The organism is Thermoleptolyngbya sp. PKUAC-SCTB121, assembly GCF_016919485.1.
Lineage (GTDB): Bacteria > Cyanobacteriota > Cyanobacteriia > Elainellales > Elainellaceae > Thermoleptolyngbya > Thermoleptolyngbya sichuanensis.
Genome location: NZ_CP070366.1, coordinates 3,601,066 through 3,618,607, shown reverse-complemented (window position 1 = coordinate 3,618,607; position 17,542 = coordinate 3,601,066). Strand labels below are relative to the sequence as shown.

Sequence of the window (17,542 nt, the reverse complement as noted above, 5' to 3'; positions counted from 1 at the left end):
TTCTAGTGTTCGGTTTTCTATCTTTTTCATCTTTGAGCAAGCGCTATGTTTCTTGTCCTTCTGGAAACGTCTGGCAACCAGGGCTATATCTTTTCGACCAACAAGCTGCGTGAAAACGTGGGCGCATCAGAGCTGACCTTTCGCGCTGGCACAAAATGGGTGCTAGATGCCGTGGCTGAAAACGGTGGTCATTCTCATTTGAGAGTTTGGAATAAGAATTCACAAGGTGAAGCAGAAGTCCGGGAAAATGAAATTCGAGACAAGCTAATAGATCCAAAGTGGAATCCGCCGCTGGAGTCAACGCTAGACATTGATGCTGAAATCATTCTGGCGACTTCTGGCAAAGCGCTGATCATCACTCGTGATCAGGAAAAAGCAAGAAAAATCATTCAAGCCGTCACGCTAAAGGCACTAGAAGAAGCACCCGGATTGGATATCTTTGGTGTGTTTGAGGAATTTGACTGGGAACGGGATAACCTATCGGATGTAAACGAGCAGGTGCATCATAAATTTGCAGAAGCGCGATCGCACAATCCCACCCATCATCTCCGCTTTTTGCGGCTACCCGTGGTCGATCAATGCGCCACCAGCGGATTGCCTGCCAACGAAGTAGATCCGAAAGCGGCTGGGGGAAAGGCTGTGCTGCGATCGCGCGTCTCAGTGGCAAAACGCAAGAATTACGACAGTAATACTCAGCGCATTCAAGAACTGTTAGATCGAAATCAGATTCCTCAAAGCTTTGCGAAGAGCATTAAAGCCCTAGACGACGAGGACGAACAGCAAAGCAAACAGGGTTCCTGGCGAGCCGTGATTCATGCCGATGGCAACGGACTGGGCGAAATTTTCCTCAAGTTTGGCACGCACCTGACTAAGCTGGGGAAGATGACGGGTGATATTAGCCAAAATAATCGCACTTATGTTGACGCATTGCGCCGCTTTTCCCTGGCGCTGGATGTTTGCACTGAGCAGGCGTTTATCATAGCACTGCAATCATTTGGCACGGGGCTTGAGAAGTTGCCAATTGTGCCGCTGGTGTTGGGCGGCGACGACCTGACGGTGATTTGCGATGGCAAAGCGGCGCTGCGGTTTACGCAGCAGTTTCTTCTCGCGTTTGAAGCCGAAACGCAAAAAGTTGATGAGCAGCACTATGACGGTATTCTTCCTGAAATTGCTAAAGCAGCGCTGGGCGTGAATCGTCTCTCGTCCTGTGCAGGCGTAGCGATTATCAAGCCCCATTTTCCCTTTTCGGTTGCCTACGAGCTTTCGGAATCCCTCATGCAATCGGCAAAAGCGGTGAAGCGAAAGCTGACCCATGTGTTGCCTAATGAAACAAAAGCTGTTCCCTATCCCTGCTCTGCGCTAGATTTCCATGTGCTGTATGACACAAGCGGCGTGAACTTAAAACAGATCCGCGATCGCCTTAGACCCACATCCAATACTCAGCTTTACATCGCGCCTTACATTGTCACTCCAGTTAAAGATCTGTTGGTCAAAGACGAGATGGCGCAATGGGCAGAGCCGCATCAATGGGAACACCTAGTGCGTCGAGTTGAAGCGCTAAATGCAAAGGATGAAGACGGGCGGCGCAAACTGCCGAATAGCCAGATGCACAGTCTGCGGAATGCGCTGCCGCAAGGTGTAGAACTGGCAGATGCCCAGTATCGGCTGATTCGCGATCGCTATATTGATTCACACGCAGATGTACAAAATGAGGATGCTGTCGAGAAGGGCGATCGCCCCCTTTTCGACATTCAAGCGCTGGAAGGAGATCAGGGATCTTTATTCACAATAGTTACCGATCCTGACACAGGAAACTCACTCAAAATGACTGGCTTACTGGACGCGCTGGATGCGGCTGATTTCTTATCCGCTGACCTCTCTGCGAACCCAACTTTTCAACGCGCTGCTGACCAGGAGGATGGGTAAATGAAATTTCAACTCACCATTACGATGCAGAGCGATTGGCATGTGGGCGCTGGCGCTGGCAGACGAGGCGACATCGATCGGCTGATTCAGCGCGACACCGACGGCTTACCTTACTTGCCTGCAAAAACGCTTACGGGCATTTGGCGAGATGCCTGCGAACTCATTGCCGATGGGCTGGATAGCGCTGGGCTCTCTGAGGATGCATCCACATCCTGGAACCAGTGGGTCGATTTCTTATTTGGAGATCAGCCTGCGATCGCCAACGCTGCACTTTCAACTGCGCCCCAGCCCGCCGCTCTTTCCATCCGAGCCGCCCACTTGCCAAAATCCCTGAGAAATTTGCTGAAGCATCGGGCCAAAGCCTCCAATCCTGCACATCAAGCCTTGCAAAGTGCGTTTACCTTTATCAAACCCGGAATCAGCATTGATGACAGAGGATGTGCGAAGGAAGATTTTCTGCGCTTTGAAGAAATGGCGCGGATTGGCACGGTGCTGACGGCAGATTGTGAATTGCTGGCAGCGTTGAATCCAGAACAGCAGCAAGCAGCTTGTACTCTGTTGGCAGCAGGTGCAACGGTGGTGGAACGGCTCGGCGGCAAGCGGCGGCGCGGCGCAGGGCGCTGTGAGTTCAAGATTGATTGGCCTGAGGAGGTTGGAATTCAGCAAGCGGTGTGGGACATTCTGGCGCGAGATGCACCTGAACTTCCCGAAGCTTCAGAAGATAGCTCAGATGGCTCAGAAGATATTTCAGAAAAGACGAATTCTCTGGAAATTCGCAGTGATCAATCTGGGTGGCAGCGAATCACGATCGCCCTAGAAGCCCTAACGCCTCTGGTCATCCCCGCCCGCGCGATTGGCAACGTGGTCGAAACGCTGGACTACATTCCCGGCACGAATTTGCTGCGGCTGGTGCTGCAACAGGTGCGATCGCTCGGCGTGGATCTGGGCGATGCGGTGGCGCGGGGCGATCTGCTGGTGACAAATGCCACGATTGCGATCGCCGACCAGCCAGGACAGCCGATTCCCGCTTGCCTGTTTTATGAAAAATCGGGCGGCGGCCTGTCCAAAGGGGGCACAGTCTACAACCGTTTCTGTGAACCGGAGCAAGGCTCTCAGCTTAAGGGCTATCGCCAAGGCTACATCGAGTTCACAAAGCGCTTGGAAACGCTCCCCGAATACAAAACAGTCGATACGCTCGTTGGCACACACAACACGATTGAAGACCGATACCAGCGCCCTACCAGTGAGGTCGGCGGGGTCTATAGCTATGAGGCGATCGCCCCTGGAACCTGCTTCTGGGCTGAGCTACGGATGCGACAGTCTGTTTATGATGCACTGTGTCAAAAACAGGCTGACTGGCACGAGAAATTGCAGGGACATCACCGCATTGGACAATCTAAAAAAGATGACTATGGAGCCGTTGACATCACTGTAAAGATCATTCAACCGGAACGCAAAACAGATACCCTAACGGAGGATTCAAAACCGACAGAGAAACTTTGGGTGTGGCTGCTTTCAGATATGCTTCTGCGGAATGAGTCGCTGCGGCCGACGGCATCGGTCGAAGACTTTCGGCAAGCACTCCAGCAGACACTCAGCGCTAACCAGCAGACGCTCAACGCTGGGGGAGATGAATCACCTATTCAGCTAGAACTCTCTACTCCTGGTGAGGGGTTAATTTCCGCCATGCTGCGATCGCACCGGGTCGAGTCCTGGCAGACGTGGTGGAATTTGCCTCGTCCCTCTCTGGTGGGCATTGCGGCAGGAAGCTGCATGGTCTTTGAGGTTACTGGAACGCTCGATCCCCAGCGCCTCAGACAACTTGAGCTATCGGGCATAGGCGAACGAACCGCCGAAGGCTACGGACAGCTTTGCTTTAACCATCCATTGCTCAGCGAACCATTTGATAATGAGAGACCAAACCGCAAAACAGAGGAAGACTCGGAATCTCAAGAAGCTGAGCTAGATACACCGCCGCCATTGCTTAGTGCGTCTAACCGCAATTCTGACGTTTTTGACTACGCCCGTTTGATCGAGAAAGCTGCTTGGCGCGAAGCCATTCGCAGGGCTGCTTTGTTTTTAGCCAGTGAGGGCGATCGCCGCAGAGAGATTCTGGGCATTTGGATTGAAAACAAGCAGGGCAAAATTACCAGCCATCCCAGCATGAGCCAGCTCGGTGGTTTGCGCTCAGTCCTCTCTCAACTGAAGTTCAATCAAAAAGAGCCAGTTTTGTCCTGGATCGAAAACATTCGAGAGAAACGCTCTAACAAATGGGAGAAAACAAAAGATGGACTGGGCAAGATCGAGCGTCTGATCCATGAAGAGACACAGATTTGGCAATGGATTAGCACTGCACTTTGTCATGCTGATCCGAATCAAAACAGCCTCAACTATCCCTCTCTTCAGGAACTCACTCTAACCCAAACGGGCGAATCAGATTTGAAGCAAGAGCTTTGGGCAGAAGCAGTTCAAGTTGTCATTGATGCCTGCATTCGTGCTCATAAGCGAGAGCTAGAGGAGCTAGAGAAAAAGCAGGAGCAAGCAGTCGTTGCAGCAGGAGCAAATCATGGCGCGTAAGATAGAGGCTCGATACATCATCACAGGGGTATTAACCGCCGAAAGTCCTCTGCACATTGGCGGGGTAAACAATGACCCAATGGTTGATTTAACGCTGGCAGTCAACGGAGCCGGAGACTACTACATTCCCGGCACTAGCCTTGCCGGGGCGCTGCGCGGCTGGATGGAGGAACTGGAAGAAGGCTCCCAAATCATTTCCACGCTCTGGGGTCCGCGCCTGGGACAAACCGGCAGAACGCAGAGCGATGACGGCGCAAGCTGGGTGCTTGTAGAAGATGCCGTGATTCAGGGCGACGTGCAAACCGAACTGCGTGATGGGGTGGGAATCGATCGCTTTGGCGGCAGCGCCGCAGAATATATCAAGTTCGATCGCGCGATTTTGCCAAAAGGCAGCAAGCTAGATTTGCACATTACGTTAGATCGGGTCTCAGAGTCAAAGTTGGCGCTGAATGATGCTGAATGGAAAGCAGCCTGTGAAGCATGGTCGGGGCTATTGCAAGCACTGCAAGATGGCGAACTGAGCCTGGGCGCTGCCAAAACGCGGGGACTGGGAACCGTAAAGTTAGAAAAGTTGGAAGTCAAAGAGCAACTGTTCAATTCTCGTGCAGGCATTCTTGCGCTGCTCAAAGGGGAGTCTGGCAACTCGTCGATTTTTAATCTGGAGGCAGACACACCGCGAAAGGCGCGTCCTGCTCTAACAGTCACCATTGACTGGGCTCCCATTTCGCCCCTAATGGTGAAGGCAGAGCGCGAAGGCATCGCAGTCGATATGCTGCCTTTGGTGAGCAGCATTGGCGACCGAGTTGCGTTTGTGCTGCCGGGAAGCGCCATCAAAGGGGCGCTGCGAACCCAGGCAGAGCGCATCGTTCGCACGGTTTGCCCTGCGTTCAATCATGCCGCAGCAACAAAGCCAGCCGATTCCAAAAAAGCATTTTTGCAACAGATCGAGGTTCCACTGGTTGAAAACCTGTTCGGCAAGGCTGCCAAAACTGAGGATCAGCAGCAGAAAGTAGGTATGGGTGCTTTGACAGTCGCCGATTGCTACGCTGACCATTCCATCTCAGTAGAAAAGTGGGAAAAAGTGCAAACTGCAAAGGAATCCTCTGATTTGCTGCAAGCGCTGCAAGACGCGAAGTTACACGATGTACAGCAGGCATTTCACGTTGCGATCGATCGCTGGACAGGCGGCGCAGCGGATCAGTTTCTCTACAGCACGCTGGAGCCGATGGGCGTGCAGTGGCAGCCGATCGCTCTCCGGCTCAACTTATCTCGCCTGCCAGGAGCGGACTTGCAAAAACAAGGAGTCGCGCTGCTGCTGCTGGTGTTGCGAGATCTGATTCAGGGACGCATTCCCCTGGGGTATGGCGTGAATCGAGGCATGGGGGCGATCGCCATCAAATCTATCTCGTTTTCAGCCAGCGGCGCGAACTTACCTGACGAAATCCAAGCCCTTCACGATATCACGCTAAAGGTTGAACCAGAGCAATCGCAGACTTATCTTACTGCCCAGCATCTCGCTCAGATTAGCAGCCTTGGAGGTTTGAACGATGCCTGGAAAGCCTGGATCGAATCAACAATTCCTCAGGAGGTTGCATCATGAGCGAGGCAGTCGCTACCAAAACGAAACTGTATAGACAATCGAAGATGGACATCTCTTTGGAAGACGCGCTGAACCAGGTTAAAGACCTGATGTCGGGGGCGATCGCACTACTTTACAGCCCCCAGGCTTGCAGTTTCGGCAGATTCGAGTCAAATGGACAAGTCACCATTTGCTGTAATAGTAAACAAGGCAATAGTAAACAAGACTGGCAAGAGCAGACCCTGGATCTGTCCTCAGTGTTTGAAGCCAGAGTGTTTAATGAACGGGCTGAACTGCGCTGGCTCAGCATTCCCGGCAGCAAAGGAAAAGCCGTGCTGATCTCGGAAACAAATTTGGAGAAAAAATTTGCAGATGACACTAATGAGTTGAACTATCTCAAAGCTGTTGAACAGAAGTATTTGCTTTGGGGTGAACCCCTGAACAAGGTGAAGCAGCCTGCACCAGCCAACTGGAGTATTTTATCTGCCGCTCGAATTGGGGCAATGCCCGTTCCGATTTCACCAGGCTCTAACAACCAAACCGTTGTTGAGCTTCATAGCCGTGAGTATCTGGGCGAGATTGAACCATACGGCAATGTTGCAGTGCAAGAAGAACGCTTGATGAAGTTAACCTGGATCTCCACGAAGAAGGTAAATACCAATGACAAATAATAAACCGACACAAATCCAACGCCCCAATCATCCCCAGCGCCCCAACCCCTCTAACGCCGGAAATCAGACTAAAAAACAGTCTCCGCCTCTCAAAAAGCAGAATCAGCCTCAGAAAAAACAAGGATCTCAGAATTCTGACTCACGCCAGGTTTTCCATAATCCGTACAACTTTGTTCCTGCGACTCCCCGGCAGAATATTAAGGGCGAGTTGGGCGATCGCGCTCCTCATGGACATGGCAAGTACTTGCATGGCCAGTACTTGGATGATCTCTGGAGCGGGCGAATTCGCGTCAACCTGACAACAGTTACACCACTTCTCATTCCGGATGCTGCTCAAGCAGAGAAATGGCAAAACAGTGAACACAAAACCTATCCTATCCGACTAATTAACGGAAGACCTTACCTCTCACCTACTTCTATAAAAGGCTCACTTCGATCCGCCTATGAAGTTATAACCAACTCAAGACTATCAATCTTTCAGAAGCATAACGACCATCTAGCTTATCGAATGGAGCCAACACCCAGAATTTTCCCAGCAATAGTAACTGAGGATAAACGCAGCGGCAAGCTGGTTCTTCGGTTGATGCAAGCTGCAAAAATCCTTTGCTACAAGAAATATGAAGAAACTGAAGAGGCTCCCATTGATAAGGGCGCTTCAGAAATTATTCGCGAGAATAATTATCCCGAAAATCGACTACCAAAGCACACTGAGAAAATTTGGTTTCAGCTTAACAGAAATAGCTTTAAGGTGATTCGTTTCCGATTCGACGAACCCGAAGAATCTGAAAAAGGCTGGCAGAAAGGTTGGGCCTGTATCACTGGCCCAAACTGTAACGAGAAGCGCTATGAGCGTGTTTTCTTTGAGCGCAGTCCTGACAACCAGAAAAGCTACGAAATCACAGAACAGGAGGTTACTGCCTGGGAGAAACTCATTAAAGACTATCAAGACCTTCATGAAGAAGATTTGAAAGAACGCAAGAAAGAAGACTCACCCAAAGATTCCTGCAGTGCTTATTTAGGTCATGAACCAGGGCAAACTGGCTGGTCTAAGCATGTCTATACCAAAAGCATAGCCGAGTTGAAACGCAACACATTCTGCTATGCACAAATTCAGAATGATAAAATTACGGCTTTGCTACCAGTGATGGTTTCTCGTCAACTTTTCAAAACAGTTCCAGAAGCACTTCTAGAAGAGTCGTTAAAGCCTAGCGAGAAGATGGATATACTTTCGCCCGCCGATCGCGTCTTTGGTTGGGTGAATCAGAAGGGCAAAGGGGCTTATAAAGGTCAGTTGCGGCTTCATTCGGTGAAGTGTTTGTCAACGGATGCAATTCAAAAGTTCACGAAAAATCCAGCGAATAACCCTGGATTACCGCTGACGATTCTGGGCCAGCCAAAGCCCCAGCAGTCGCGGTTCTACGTTGCCAAGAATAAACAAGGTGATGCTTTAGATAAGGGCATATCTAAACAAGACGGATACGCATCCGCCAAACAAGGTTTGCGGGGGCGGAAGGTGTATCCTCATCACAAGGCGATCGCCAAAAATGCCGACTATTGGGACGACCCCATGCGCGATCGCACTGAGCAATCTGTCAATGGCTACTATCAAGAATATCGCCGCCCGAAAAAAGACGGTGCTGAGCAGCGCGACAGCCAAAACCGCTCGATCCAAGCCTGGGTCAAGCAAAACACTCAATTTCAGTTTGACATTGACATTACAAATCTATCGCCCGTGGAGTTGGGCGCGTTGCTCTGGCTGCTGGAGTTGCCAGATGACCATTACCACCGACTGGGGGGCGGCAAGCCCCTCGGCTTTGGCAGTGTGCAGCTAAAGATTGATTGGAGCCAAACCGATCTGCGATTAGGACAAGCTTGGAAGCAATATTATGAATCGCTGCTGCCGATCGATCCACCCGATCCAGGGCAAGCAACGGAATGTGTCGATGCGTTTAAGCAGGCCGTTGCGCTTGCTTACTCACCGAAAAAGAACACAGAGGACTTTGAAGAAGTTCTGTTTATTAAAGCCTTTAAGCAGGCTGCAAAAGGGCTGGACGGGCCGGTTCACTATCCCAGAATGAAACCACAGCCAGACCCAGACGGCGAAAACTACAAATGGTTTACCGAAAACGAGAAAAGCAAAAAGCGATCGCTCCCACCGCTCTGGAACGAAATAGGTTTGCCCTATTGGGAATAACACGCTGGATTCACAATCCAAAATCGCCAATCTAAAATCCAAAATCGATTCACGTCTATGGAATCTTCGTTTGACTATCCGCCGACAGTAGATCTGTTGGATTATCTGGTGCCCGGTGTGCTGGGGCAAAAGGGCAATCTGCTCAAGGCAGTGCGGCTGTGGGCGATCTTGCGATCGCTCTATAGCGAGAAACCCATGCTGCTCTCTACGGATGCAGAGGGTTCCTTTAGCAATGCTCAATGGCGCGACGCTTTTTTGCAACCCGATAATCAGCAAAAAACCCTCAAACAATGGCTTTTTCAACATCAGCCTGCGATTGATGAGACACACTGGCGGCAGGCATTTGTGAATCGCTATGGCATTGAGCGCGATCGCCTCTCTGTACTGTTGGGAGATTCGCCAGCGGATGAAGAGCCGATTCCGTTTCAAGTCGATCACCGCACCTTGCGAAACGACTTTGCCACGCTGGAAAAACTGGGCTGGCTCAAGGCTAGCGGCACAGGCAGCCAGCGGCGCTACTACAAGGTGAGCGTCTTGCCGACCTTGCCCTGGATTGCTGCGATCGCTGCCGAATCTGCGGACGAGCCAGCGTTGATCCATTTCATCCCGAATGATTTGGCTAACGTCGTTGAGCATTTTCCTCAGCCCATCAACGGCATCCAGCGGTTTATCCTGGATACGGAATACATTATTTCTCAGGCTGTGTCTCGCCAAGTGGAGCAATTACTCCAAACCTTAAAGGAGGGCTGGCAGCAGACTCCCGTGCCTCCCGTGCGGCTGGTCTATCGCAGCATTCGCTACTACGAGGCAGAGTTTAGCATCCTAACGTATCCCGTTTGCATTTATTACTTTCAGCGTGCGCCATACCTGTTTGCCTTTGGTCAAACGCCGCAGCATTTAGATGATGGTAAACCGGAGCATTTGAGCTGGTATGACTATCGACTCGATCGAATTTTGTCTCTCCAGCTTTTGAGTTGGAACGATCCATCCCTGCCTGCCGAATGGCAGTTCAAAACTTCACAGGGGAAGTCCTGGGCACAGTCCTTGGCACAGTCAGTAGCATCAGCCCCAGGCTTACCCAAGCGATTTGCTGAGAAAACACCGGAATTTGTGCAGCAGGAGGTCGCCTTGGCCATGGGTGTCGAAATTCATCGCCCGATCGCCCCTTTATTACTCAGATTCGAGCGCTATTTCTACGGCAACTACATTGCCAACACCGAACGCGCCAAGCTGTTTACTGAAATGGGCTTTGCCCAGGCAGAAAAGCGCTTTCGGGCTGATCCAGAGATTAGCAGGCAGGGCTTATCGCTAACCAAGCTGTTTGGCGATCGCCCCCGCCACAAGAGCAGCGTCTTTTGCAGCGCCCAACATCGCCTCGGCGACAACAACGTCGTCATGCGGTTGCGGGCGTGGGGGCCTAATGTAGAAGTCTTGCTGCCGCTGAGCTTGCGCCAGCGAATGACAGACGATATGCAAGAAACCTGGAGGCTGTATGAAAGCGACCTGAACGAATAAAGAGACTCCATTAAGTTGGGCGTTTCTCGTGAAATGCGCCCGCAGAAAAACCCAAAAACTTCTCGCAAGTGCGAAGTCCTGTCCCTATCATCATCCGCATTGGGGAGGCGCAATCAAGAACAATGATTCCTGAAACTCAAACCCAATCCCGACCTCTTAGCCCTCGCTTTGCACACGCCTTGACCTATGCCTTTCACCTGCATCAACATCAATTGCGGAAAGGCAGCAGCGTCCCCTATATCAGCCATCTGATGAGTGTTGCTGCGCTGGTTCTAGAGGATGGCGGGAATGAAGACGCTGCGATCGCCGCGCTGCTTCATGACGCAATCGAGGATCAGGGCGGGAATGCCACTCGGAATGAGATTCGGAAGCAGTTTGGTGATGCCGTGCTACGCATTGTGGATGCCTGTACGGAATCGGACGAAACGCCAAAACCATCCTGGAAAGAACGAAAACTTCGGGCGATCGCCCAACTCCAGCAAGCCGAACCCGCCATTCAGCGCGTGATCCTTGCCGACAAGCTGCACAACCTGCGCTGTATTTGGGCAGACTGGCAGCGTCAGGGCGATCGCGTGTGGCAGCGTTTCAATGCTAGCCCTGCTGATATTCTGTGGTTTTATCGGGCTTGCCTGGATGCCGTGGGCGATCGCTTTTCTAGCCCGATGCTGATAGAACTCCGCACGCTGCTTACAAACCTGGAAAATTCTTTAGACAATCTCAGAGGGTGTTTGAAAAGTATCGCCTGTAATGTTAAGCACTCAGAGATCCCCCCCAGCCCCCCTTAAAAAGGGGGGAAACCGCCTTAAAGTCCCCCTTTTTAAGGGGGATTTAGGGGGATCTTGCACGCTTTGCTACAAACAGTAGGGCTTTTCAAACATCCTCTCACCTCAAACGTAAACCCTCATGGCAAAACCCGTCTTCACAATCACTGATCACCCCCATGAGAATGGGCTAGTCCTTCGCTTGGTGGAGTTTGAAATTCCCACTGGAGTAACGACACCAGAGCAATTTGCAGAAGCTGTGCGAGAGATTGAACCAGCACTCGTGGGTTCATCGCCAATTTTGATCAACGGCCGCGGCCCGGTGTGGGGATACGGCATGATTTTTCATGCAGCGCACCCCAGTCCGGCGATCGCCACCTACGACCCCCGCCTGGGTTATGTCATTGTGCAAACGCATGATGAACGCTTTCAAGTCGGCAAGACCATCAGCCTCTAATCTCTAGCCTCTAATCTCTAGCCTCTAATCTCCCAAACCTCTCATCTCCAAACCTCTGAATCTCTAATTGTGTGCCCCTATCTACCATGACGACTCCCCATAGCCCCCTGTCTCAACCCTCTTCTGCAACTGATCCCCGTGTCCACTATCACGGTCGAGTGATTGCCGTAGGCGGGCCGCCGCATTCAGGAAAATCAGTCTTTTTGGCAGAACTGTATCGACAGTTGTTGCAGCGACAGCCGTCGGGTGTGTTTTTGCACCGCGCCTGTCCCGATGGAGAGGGCATGTGGTCCAATGAAGCCGATCCATCAGTAGTGCAGCAAATCCGCAAAAAAGCTGCCTTTTCGGAAGAGTTTGTTGGCTCGACGCTGCACATGATCGAGCAATTGGGAAGAAACTCTCAGTTGTCTCTGATTTTGCTCGATTTGGGTGGCAAGCGCACGGCTGAGAACGCCGAAATCTTGCGGCGATCCACTCATTGCCTTGTGCTGTCAGCAGATGAGGAAGAGGCGATGCGCTGGCATGTTTTTGCGGCTGATGAGGGATGTCCGGTATTGGCTAGCTTTCAGTCGCGCCTGGTGCGATCGCCCGACCATCAGATCGACCCGACCGCCCGCTCCACCATCCAGATCGATCGCCCCATTCCCCAGGGCACACTGGTCAACCTCTGCCGCGAACTGGGAGCCGATTGTTATCAAGCGGCGATCGCCCAATTTGCCGACTGGCTGCTGGCCCAACCGTGTTAGCGTCCAACACCGACGCTTACTCAATTCGATAGCGAATCAGTTGGCGAACCTGCTCAGGCGGCAGGCTTAGCTCTTGGGCGATGGCCCGCTCCACCGTGGCATAATCTGTGAGCGGATATTCAAACTCCAGCGCCTGCAACGTCGAACCGCGCACCTGGACGGCCACCTCAGACGTGCCCTCGCGCCGGTCGATTTCCACATCAATCGAAACCACCGTCAGCCGCAGCGTTAGCTCCACCTGCTGCGGATTGGGCAGAATGATTTGGTCTGGCAGGCGATAGGATTGCCCCAAAACGCGCTGATTGAGCCAGCCTGTTCCCAGCCAGAAGAGCGCACCGACGGCAGGTAGCGCCAAGAGAAGCAGGGCCGGCCTCAGGCGCGAGGGGAGCGGCGGGCTGTTGGCGGGCGATCGCAGGGGTGACGAACTCCCCGGCTTTTGGGCAGTCTGCCCGTCCTGAGCGGATAGAATTCGGCCTTGGGAGAACCGGGCACGCAGCCAGCGAAATGGAGTCATAGCAGGTAGAATTTGAAACCTGGAGGCAGCCGCAGAACGAGCTTCCTGAGCAGAGCAGGGTTATGAAGATTCTATTGGCCGAAGATGATCCGATTCAACTGGAGCCGCTCTATGCCGCCCTTGCAAAAGCAGGCCACATCACGGATGCCACGCTGGATGGGGAAACCGCGCAGTGGCTCATGCAGGAACACACCTACGACCTGCTGATTTTGGACTGGATGCTGCCCAAGATTAGCGGGATAGATCTGTGTCAACAGCATCGTCAGACGGGCAAAGGCACGCCAATTTTGATGCTGACTGCCAGGGATGGGCTGATGGATCGGGTAACGGGGCTGGACGCAGGCGCAGATGACTATTTGGTTAAGCCGGTGAATGTTCTAGAACTGCTGGCACGGGTGCGGGCGCTGGGGCGGCGATCGCCCCTTTGGACAGGCGACATCCTGCATTTGGCAGATCTGCAACTGCATTTGGCCACGCTGACGGTGCAGCGGCAAGGCGTGAGCATTCAGCTTTCGACGCGAGAGTTTCAACTGATGGAATACCTAATGCGGCATCCTCAGCAAGTCCTGACCCGCGACCAGATTGAGCGAGCGCTGTGGGAATGGAACATGCAGCCCGAAAGTAAGGCAGTCGCGATTTTAATCCACCGACTGCGATCGCGCCTGCAACCCCTGGGTGCAGAAACTTGGGTGCAGACGGTCTATGGCATGGGCTATCGCCTGAGCGTGCCAGAGGCGACTGACTGAGATGCTAATTCTGATGCCGCATTCTAATGCCACTCTCTAATGCCGCGTTCTAATGCCGCTGACATGCTATTCAACCGCAGCCGCCAAAATCTAGCCAACTGGTTTACGCTCTCGATGGGCGGCATTCTGGTCGTCTTTGCGGCGCTGTTGTATTGGCGTGAGGCCCGCGATCGCCTGCAAACCTTCGACGCAGACCTCTACAACACGGCCCAAATCATGGCGGGCGGCGTTGAAGAGATTGAGTATCAATCGATTCGGCGCATCGACCTAGAAAGCGTGCCCCTGCTGGGAAACGATACGCTGGTGCTAGACACCTACTTGCACTTTGCCCGGTGGTATACGCCCGATCGACGGCTCCTCCAGTTTGTGGGAGACATTCCCGCTGCCACGCTAGAGGCACCTATTGGACTGGTCACTCTGATGGGTGCGGCATTGCGCCCGGACGCTCCATCAAGTCCGCCACGGGTCGGCCCACCTCAGCAGTTTCGCCAGCTCACGCTGCCCGTGCGTCGGGGCGAGGAGGTGCTGGGCTTTTTGCAAATTGCAGCACCCCTCGATTCGGTTCAGGAACCCCTGCGAGAATTGCGGCTGTTCTTGTCGATTGGCGTGCCGATGGCGCTGGGGGCGATCGCCCTCACAGGCTGGATTTTGGGTGGCGTGGCCATGCAGCCGATCCACCAGGCCTATCAGCAACTCCAGCAATTCACTGCCGATGCGTCTCATGAGCTGCGTGCGCCCTTGGCGGGTATCCTCAGCAACGCCCAGGTCGGGCTGATGGAGCCAGTGGACTCCCAAGAGCAGAGCCACCGCCTGCAAACCATTGTCGAGATTGCCGAATCCATGAGCGCCCTGGTGGGTCAACTCCTGTTTTTGGCGCGACACTCTGGACATCTGCCGCCGCATGTTTTGCGAGTCGTTGATCTGGGGCAACTGGTGAAACAGCTTGTAGACGCGACCCAGGCACAAGCCACCCACCGTCAGCAAACCCTGCGCTGCACAGTGCCACAGACGGCCGTTCTGGTTTTCGCAGAGCCGCAAGTTCTGCAAATGGCGATCGCCAACCTGCTGCAAAATGCCTGTCGCCATACCCCCGCAGGCGGCGCAATTGACCTAGTTCTCGCTCAACAGCCCGCCGGAGCAATCCTGCAAGTCAGAGACACAGGCATCGGAATTGATGCAGCCGACCTGCCACACATTTTCGATCGGTTCTATCGGGCTGATGTGGTGCGATCGCGCGAAACCGGGGGCGTGGGGCTGGGACTGGCGATCGCCCGTCAAATCATCGAAGCCCACCAAGGGAGCATCGCTGTCCGCAGCCAGCTCCACCAAGGCTCGGTTTTTGAAATTCAGTTGCCGCTCGTCCGGCAAAAAGGAAGCCGCAAAGGAAAAACCGCTCAGGATTTCTGAAACCTTCTTGTTACTTTTGGCTGGCACTGTAGAAGTTGGCGCTGCACGGCGGATCTCGCCTTGTACAGGTCTTTCTGTGCAGGTCTTTTGGAATAACCCAGCTTCTTCAGCAAGATTTGATCAGGCCCATGAATCATCGCTTTACACTCGCACTGCTGGAATCCTACGCTGCTCATGCGCGAGAACGTTTGATCCACAAGACCAAGCAGGTGATGGAAACGCAAGAACTGTTTCTAAGAGAATTCATTCAAGCACATAAAAATACAGAGCTAGGACAACGGTTCGATCTGTCAACGATCAAAACGCTGGATCAGTTTCGTGAACGAATTCCGGTGCTGCCCTACAGCTTCTATGAACCTTACACAGAACGAATTGCCCAGGGCGAGCGGGGAGTCCTCAACCCCGATCCGGTGGTCTATATCAACCTCACCAGTGGAACCACCAGCCGCAAAAAACAAGTGCCCGTGACTCGACGCTATCAGCGCACGCTGCGCCGGGCTGACCTGGCCAGCATGGGCTTTGCGATCGCCGAAATGAAGCAGCGCCGCCTCCCCTTTGGCAAAGGACTGCTCACCAATGCGGTTCCCCAACCCCAAAAAACAAGCGGCGGCATCCCCACCGGCCCCGTCAGCGTGGGCAGCATTCGCCAGGGCCGCCTCCTGTTCGAGCAGTTGTTTAGCCAGCCCTTCGACGCGCTAGAAATCGCCGATACCCTGGCCCGCCACTACGTCTGCCTGCTGTTTGCGCTGCGCCATGCAGATTTGCGCGGCTGGGTTGCAAATTTCCCGATGCTGATGCTGCGGACCTGCCGCTATCTGGAAACCTATGCCGAGGAGCTAATTCACGACCTAGAACAGGGGGCGATCGCCCCGTGGCTCCAGCTTGAACCCCACCTGCGGGCCCAGCTCGAACGGCGATTTACGGCGGCTCCCCAGCGGGCAACAGACTTGCGGGCTGCCCTCTACTACGACGGTCGGCTCACCCCAAAAGCCGCCTGGCCAGGACTCAGCTATCTCACCACTGCTCGCGGCGGCACCTCCAATTTCTACCTAGAGCGATTTCCTGACTACTTTGGCGACATCCCGGTATTTGGCGGCGTTTATGGCACCGCCGAAGCCACCTTTGGCGTTTATCCCAGCTTCAACACCGACGGCAGCATTCTGGCAATCGAGAGCGGCTTTTTTGAATTCGTCCCGCAGGATCAGTGGCATGTCGAACAGCCCAAAACCCTCCTGCCTGTGGAGGTGCAGGTTGGTGAACGATATCGTATCTTGGTGACCAGCTACAGCGGCTTCTATCGCTACGACATCGGCGATGTTGTGGAAGTTGTTGGATTTTATGAACAAGCGCCGCTAATTGTGTTTCGCCATCGGCAGGGTGGGCTGCTGTCCTCTACGACAGAGAAAACAACGGAATTTCATGCAATCCAGGTCATGGAACAGTTGCAGCGCGAGTTCAACATCAAACTCCAAGACTTTTGCATTACCCTGTCTGCCGATGAGTTTCCAGCGCGATACTGGGTGAACATAGAGCTAGCCCCCGGCCACTCCCTAGCGCGTCCGTATTCTTTCCTGATGCGGTTTGAACATTGGCTGCAACAGACTAATCTACTCTATGCCAGCGCCCGCCAGGATCAGGTGCCTCCGCCTTGTCTGCGGGTTCTGGCAGCAGGCAGCTTTGCCACGCTCCATCAGCGCCAGGTGCAGCGCGGCATATTTGATTCTCAGCTCAAGCTGCCCCATATCAGCGAAGATCGAACCCTGCTGGAGGGTCTACCCGTGCAGTATGAAATCGGCCTAAGCGATTTTCCAAATGCCAAGCCATTCTGCCATTCCGAATCGGATGTTGTGCTATCGGATATTGCGCTATCGGATGTTGCACTACGCGGCAACGGGTCTGAGCTAAGTTCTCCGAGCTGTGAGCCAGCGCCGCAAGTTCAGCCACAAACGCTTTGGGAGCCTCCACCTTGCCCAACCCGCCCGGTGCCAGAGCTACCCTGCTTGAGGGGCGCAGACCTGCTCCAGGCAGATTTAGCAGGGACAGATTTCAGCGGGCAAGACCTTTCCTATGCCGACCTCAGCGGCGCAAATCTCCAGGGTGCAGTTCTGCGGGGCGCGAACTTGACGGGGGCACTGCTGCGAGAAGCAAACCTGAGTGATGCAGATTTGAGTGAAAGCCTCTTGGTCAATACTGACCTGACGGATGCACGGCTTCATCGGGCCTGCCTGCGCGGGGCCGTGCTGGATGGGGCGTTTCTGACGCGAACAGACTTTAGCTATGCTGACCTTTCAGATGCAAATCTAAGTAAGGTACTGATGTGGCATACAAACTTTAGCCATGCCAAGCACTGACCTCATCGCCCGCGCTCTGAGCGTGCTGCAAGCCCGGCTTCAGATATTTGGAGCATTGCGGAAGCAGCGATAGAGAGTTATGGAGCAGTTGCAATGGA

At 53.4% G+C, this 17,542-nt stretch carries 13 protein-coding genes; 12 read left to right on the top strand and 1 reads right to left on the bottom strand.

Annotated features, from left to right (window positions below):
* Positions 1–45: 45 nt before the first annotated feature.
* From JTM80_RS14890 to JTM80_RS14850, 9 genes are all read left to right on the top strand, one after another.
* Positions 46–1,926: a hypothetical protein gene (locus JTM80_RS14890; RefSeq protein WP_205369710.1), complete on the top strand. Its 1,881-nt coding sequence runs from the start codon at positions 46–48 to the stop codon at positions 1,924–1,926.
* Positions 1,927–4,503 (top strand): RAMP superfamily CRISPR-associated protein, encoded by a 2,577-nt coding sequence (locus JTM80_RS14885; RefSeq protein WP_205369707.1) that lies wholly within the window; start codon positions 1,927–1,929, stop codon positions 4,501–4,503.
* Positions 4,493–6,103, top strand: coding sequence for an RAMP superfamily CRISPR-associated protein (locus tag JTM80_RS14880; protein ID WP_172357064.1), 1,611 nt, complete (start codon positions 4,493–4,495; stop codon positions 6,101–6,103). Before JTM80_RS14885 ends, JTM80_RS14880 begins: the two co-directional genes overlap by 11 nt.
* A complete protein-coding gene (gene csx19, locus JTM80_RS14875) occupies positions 6,100–6,753 on the top strand; it encodes a CRISPR-associated protein Csx19 (RefSeq protein WP_172357066.1) in 654 nt (217 codons plus the stop codon). The genes JTM80_RS14880 and csx19 overlap by 4 nt, the downstream gene beginning before the upstream one ends.
* Positions 6,743–8,947, top strand: a complete 2,205-nt coding sequence (locus JTM80_RS14870; protein ID WP_205369706.1) for a TIGR03986 family CRISPR-associated RAMP protein — start codon at positions 6,743–6,745, stop codon at positions 8,945–8,947. Before csx19 ends, JTM80_RS14870 begins: the two co-directional genes overlap by 11 nt.
* A 57-nt stretch (positions 8,948–9,004) precedes the next feature.
* A complete protein-coding gene (locus JTM80_RS14865) occupies positions 9,005–10,462 on the top strand; it encodes a TIGR03985 family CRISPR-associated protein (protein ID WP_172357070.1) in 1,458 nt (485 codons plus the stop codon).
* A 122-nt stretch (positions 10,463–10,584) separates the two neighbouring features.
* Complete coding sequence (locus JTM80_RS14860; protein WP_205369704.1) at positions 10,585–11,247, top strand: HD domain-containing protein; 663 nt, start codon at positions 10,585–10,587, stop codon at positions 11,245–11,247.
* A 118-nt stretch (positions 11,248–11,365) separates the two neighbouring features.
* Positions 11,366–11,680: a CRISPR-associated ring nuclease Crn3/Csx3 gene (gene crn3, locus JTM80_RS14855; RefSeq protein WP_172357074.1), complete on the top strand. Its 315-nt coding sequence runs from the start codon at positions 11,366–11,368 to the stop codon at positions 11,678–11,680.
* Positions 11,681–11,751: 71 nt separating this feature from the next.
* Positions 11,752–12,426, top strand: coding sequence for an ATP-binding protein (locus tag JTM80_RS14850; protein WP_205369702.1), 675 nt, complete (start codon positions 11,752–11,754; stop codon positions 12,424–12,426).
* Between the two features lie 16 nt (positions 12,427–12,442).
* On the opposite strand, the gene JTM80_RS14845 is transcribed toward JTM80_RS14850, so the two are convergent.
* A complete protein-coding gene (locus JTM80_RS14845) occupies positions 12,443–12,940 on the bottom strand; it encodes a hypothetical protein (protein ID WP_172357078.1) in 498 nt (165 codons plus the stop codon).
* Between the two features lie 62 nt (positions 12,941–13,002).
* Between JTM80_RS14845 and JTM80_RS14840 the strand changes: the two genes are divergently transcribed.
* From JTM80_RS14840 to JTM80_RS14830, 3 genes are all read left to right on the top strand, one after another.
* Entirely contained in the window at positions 13,003–13,686 is a 684-nt protein-coding gene (locus JTM80_RS14840) for a response regulator transcription factor (protein WP_172357080.1), read from the top strand.
* Between the two features lie 39 nt (positions 13,687–13,725).
* Positions 13,726–15,093 carry a cell wall metabolism sensor histidine kinase WalK gene (locus JTM80_RS14835; RefSeq protein ID WP_205369701.1) on the top strand — a complete coding sequence of 456 codons (1,368 nt, stop codon included), beginning with the start codon at positions 13,726–13,728 and terminating at the stop codon, positions 15,091–15,093.
* 128 nt (positions 15,094–15,221) lie between these two features.
* Positions 15,222–17,444: a GH3 auxin-responsive promoter family protein gene (locus JTM80_RS14830; RefSeq protein ID WP_205369699.1), complete on the top strand. Its 2,223-nt coding sequence runs from the start codon at positions 15,222–15,224 to the stop codon at positions 17,442–17,444.
* Positions 17,445–17,542 lie beyond the last annotated feature (98 nt).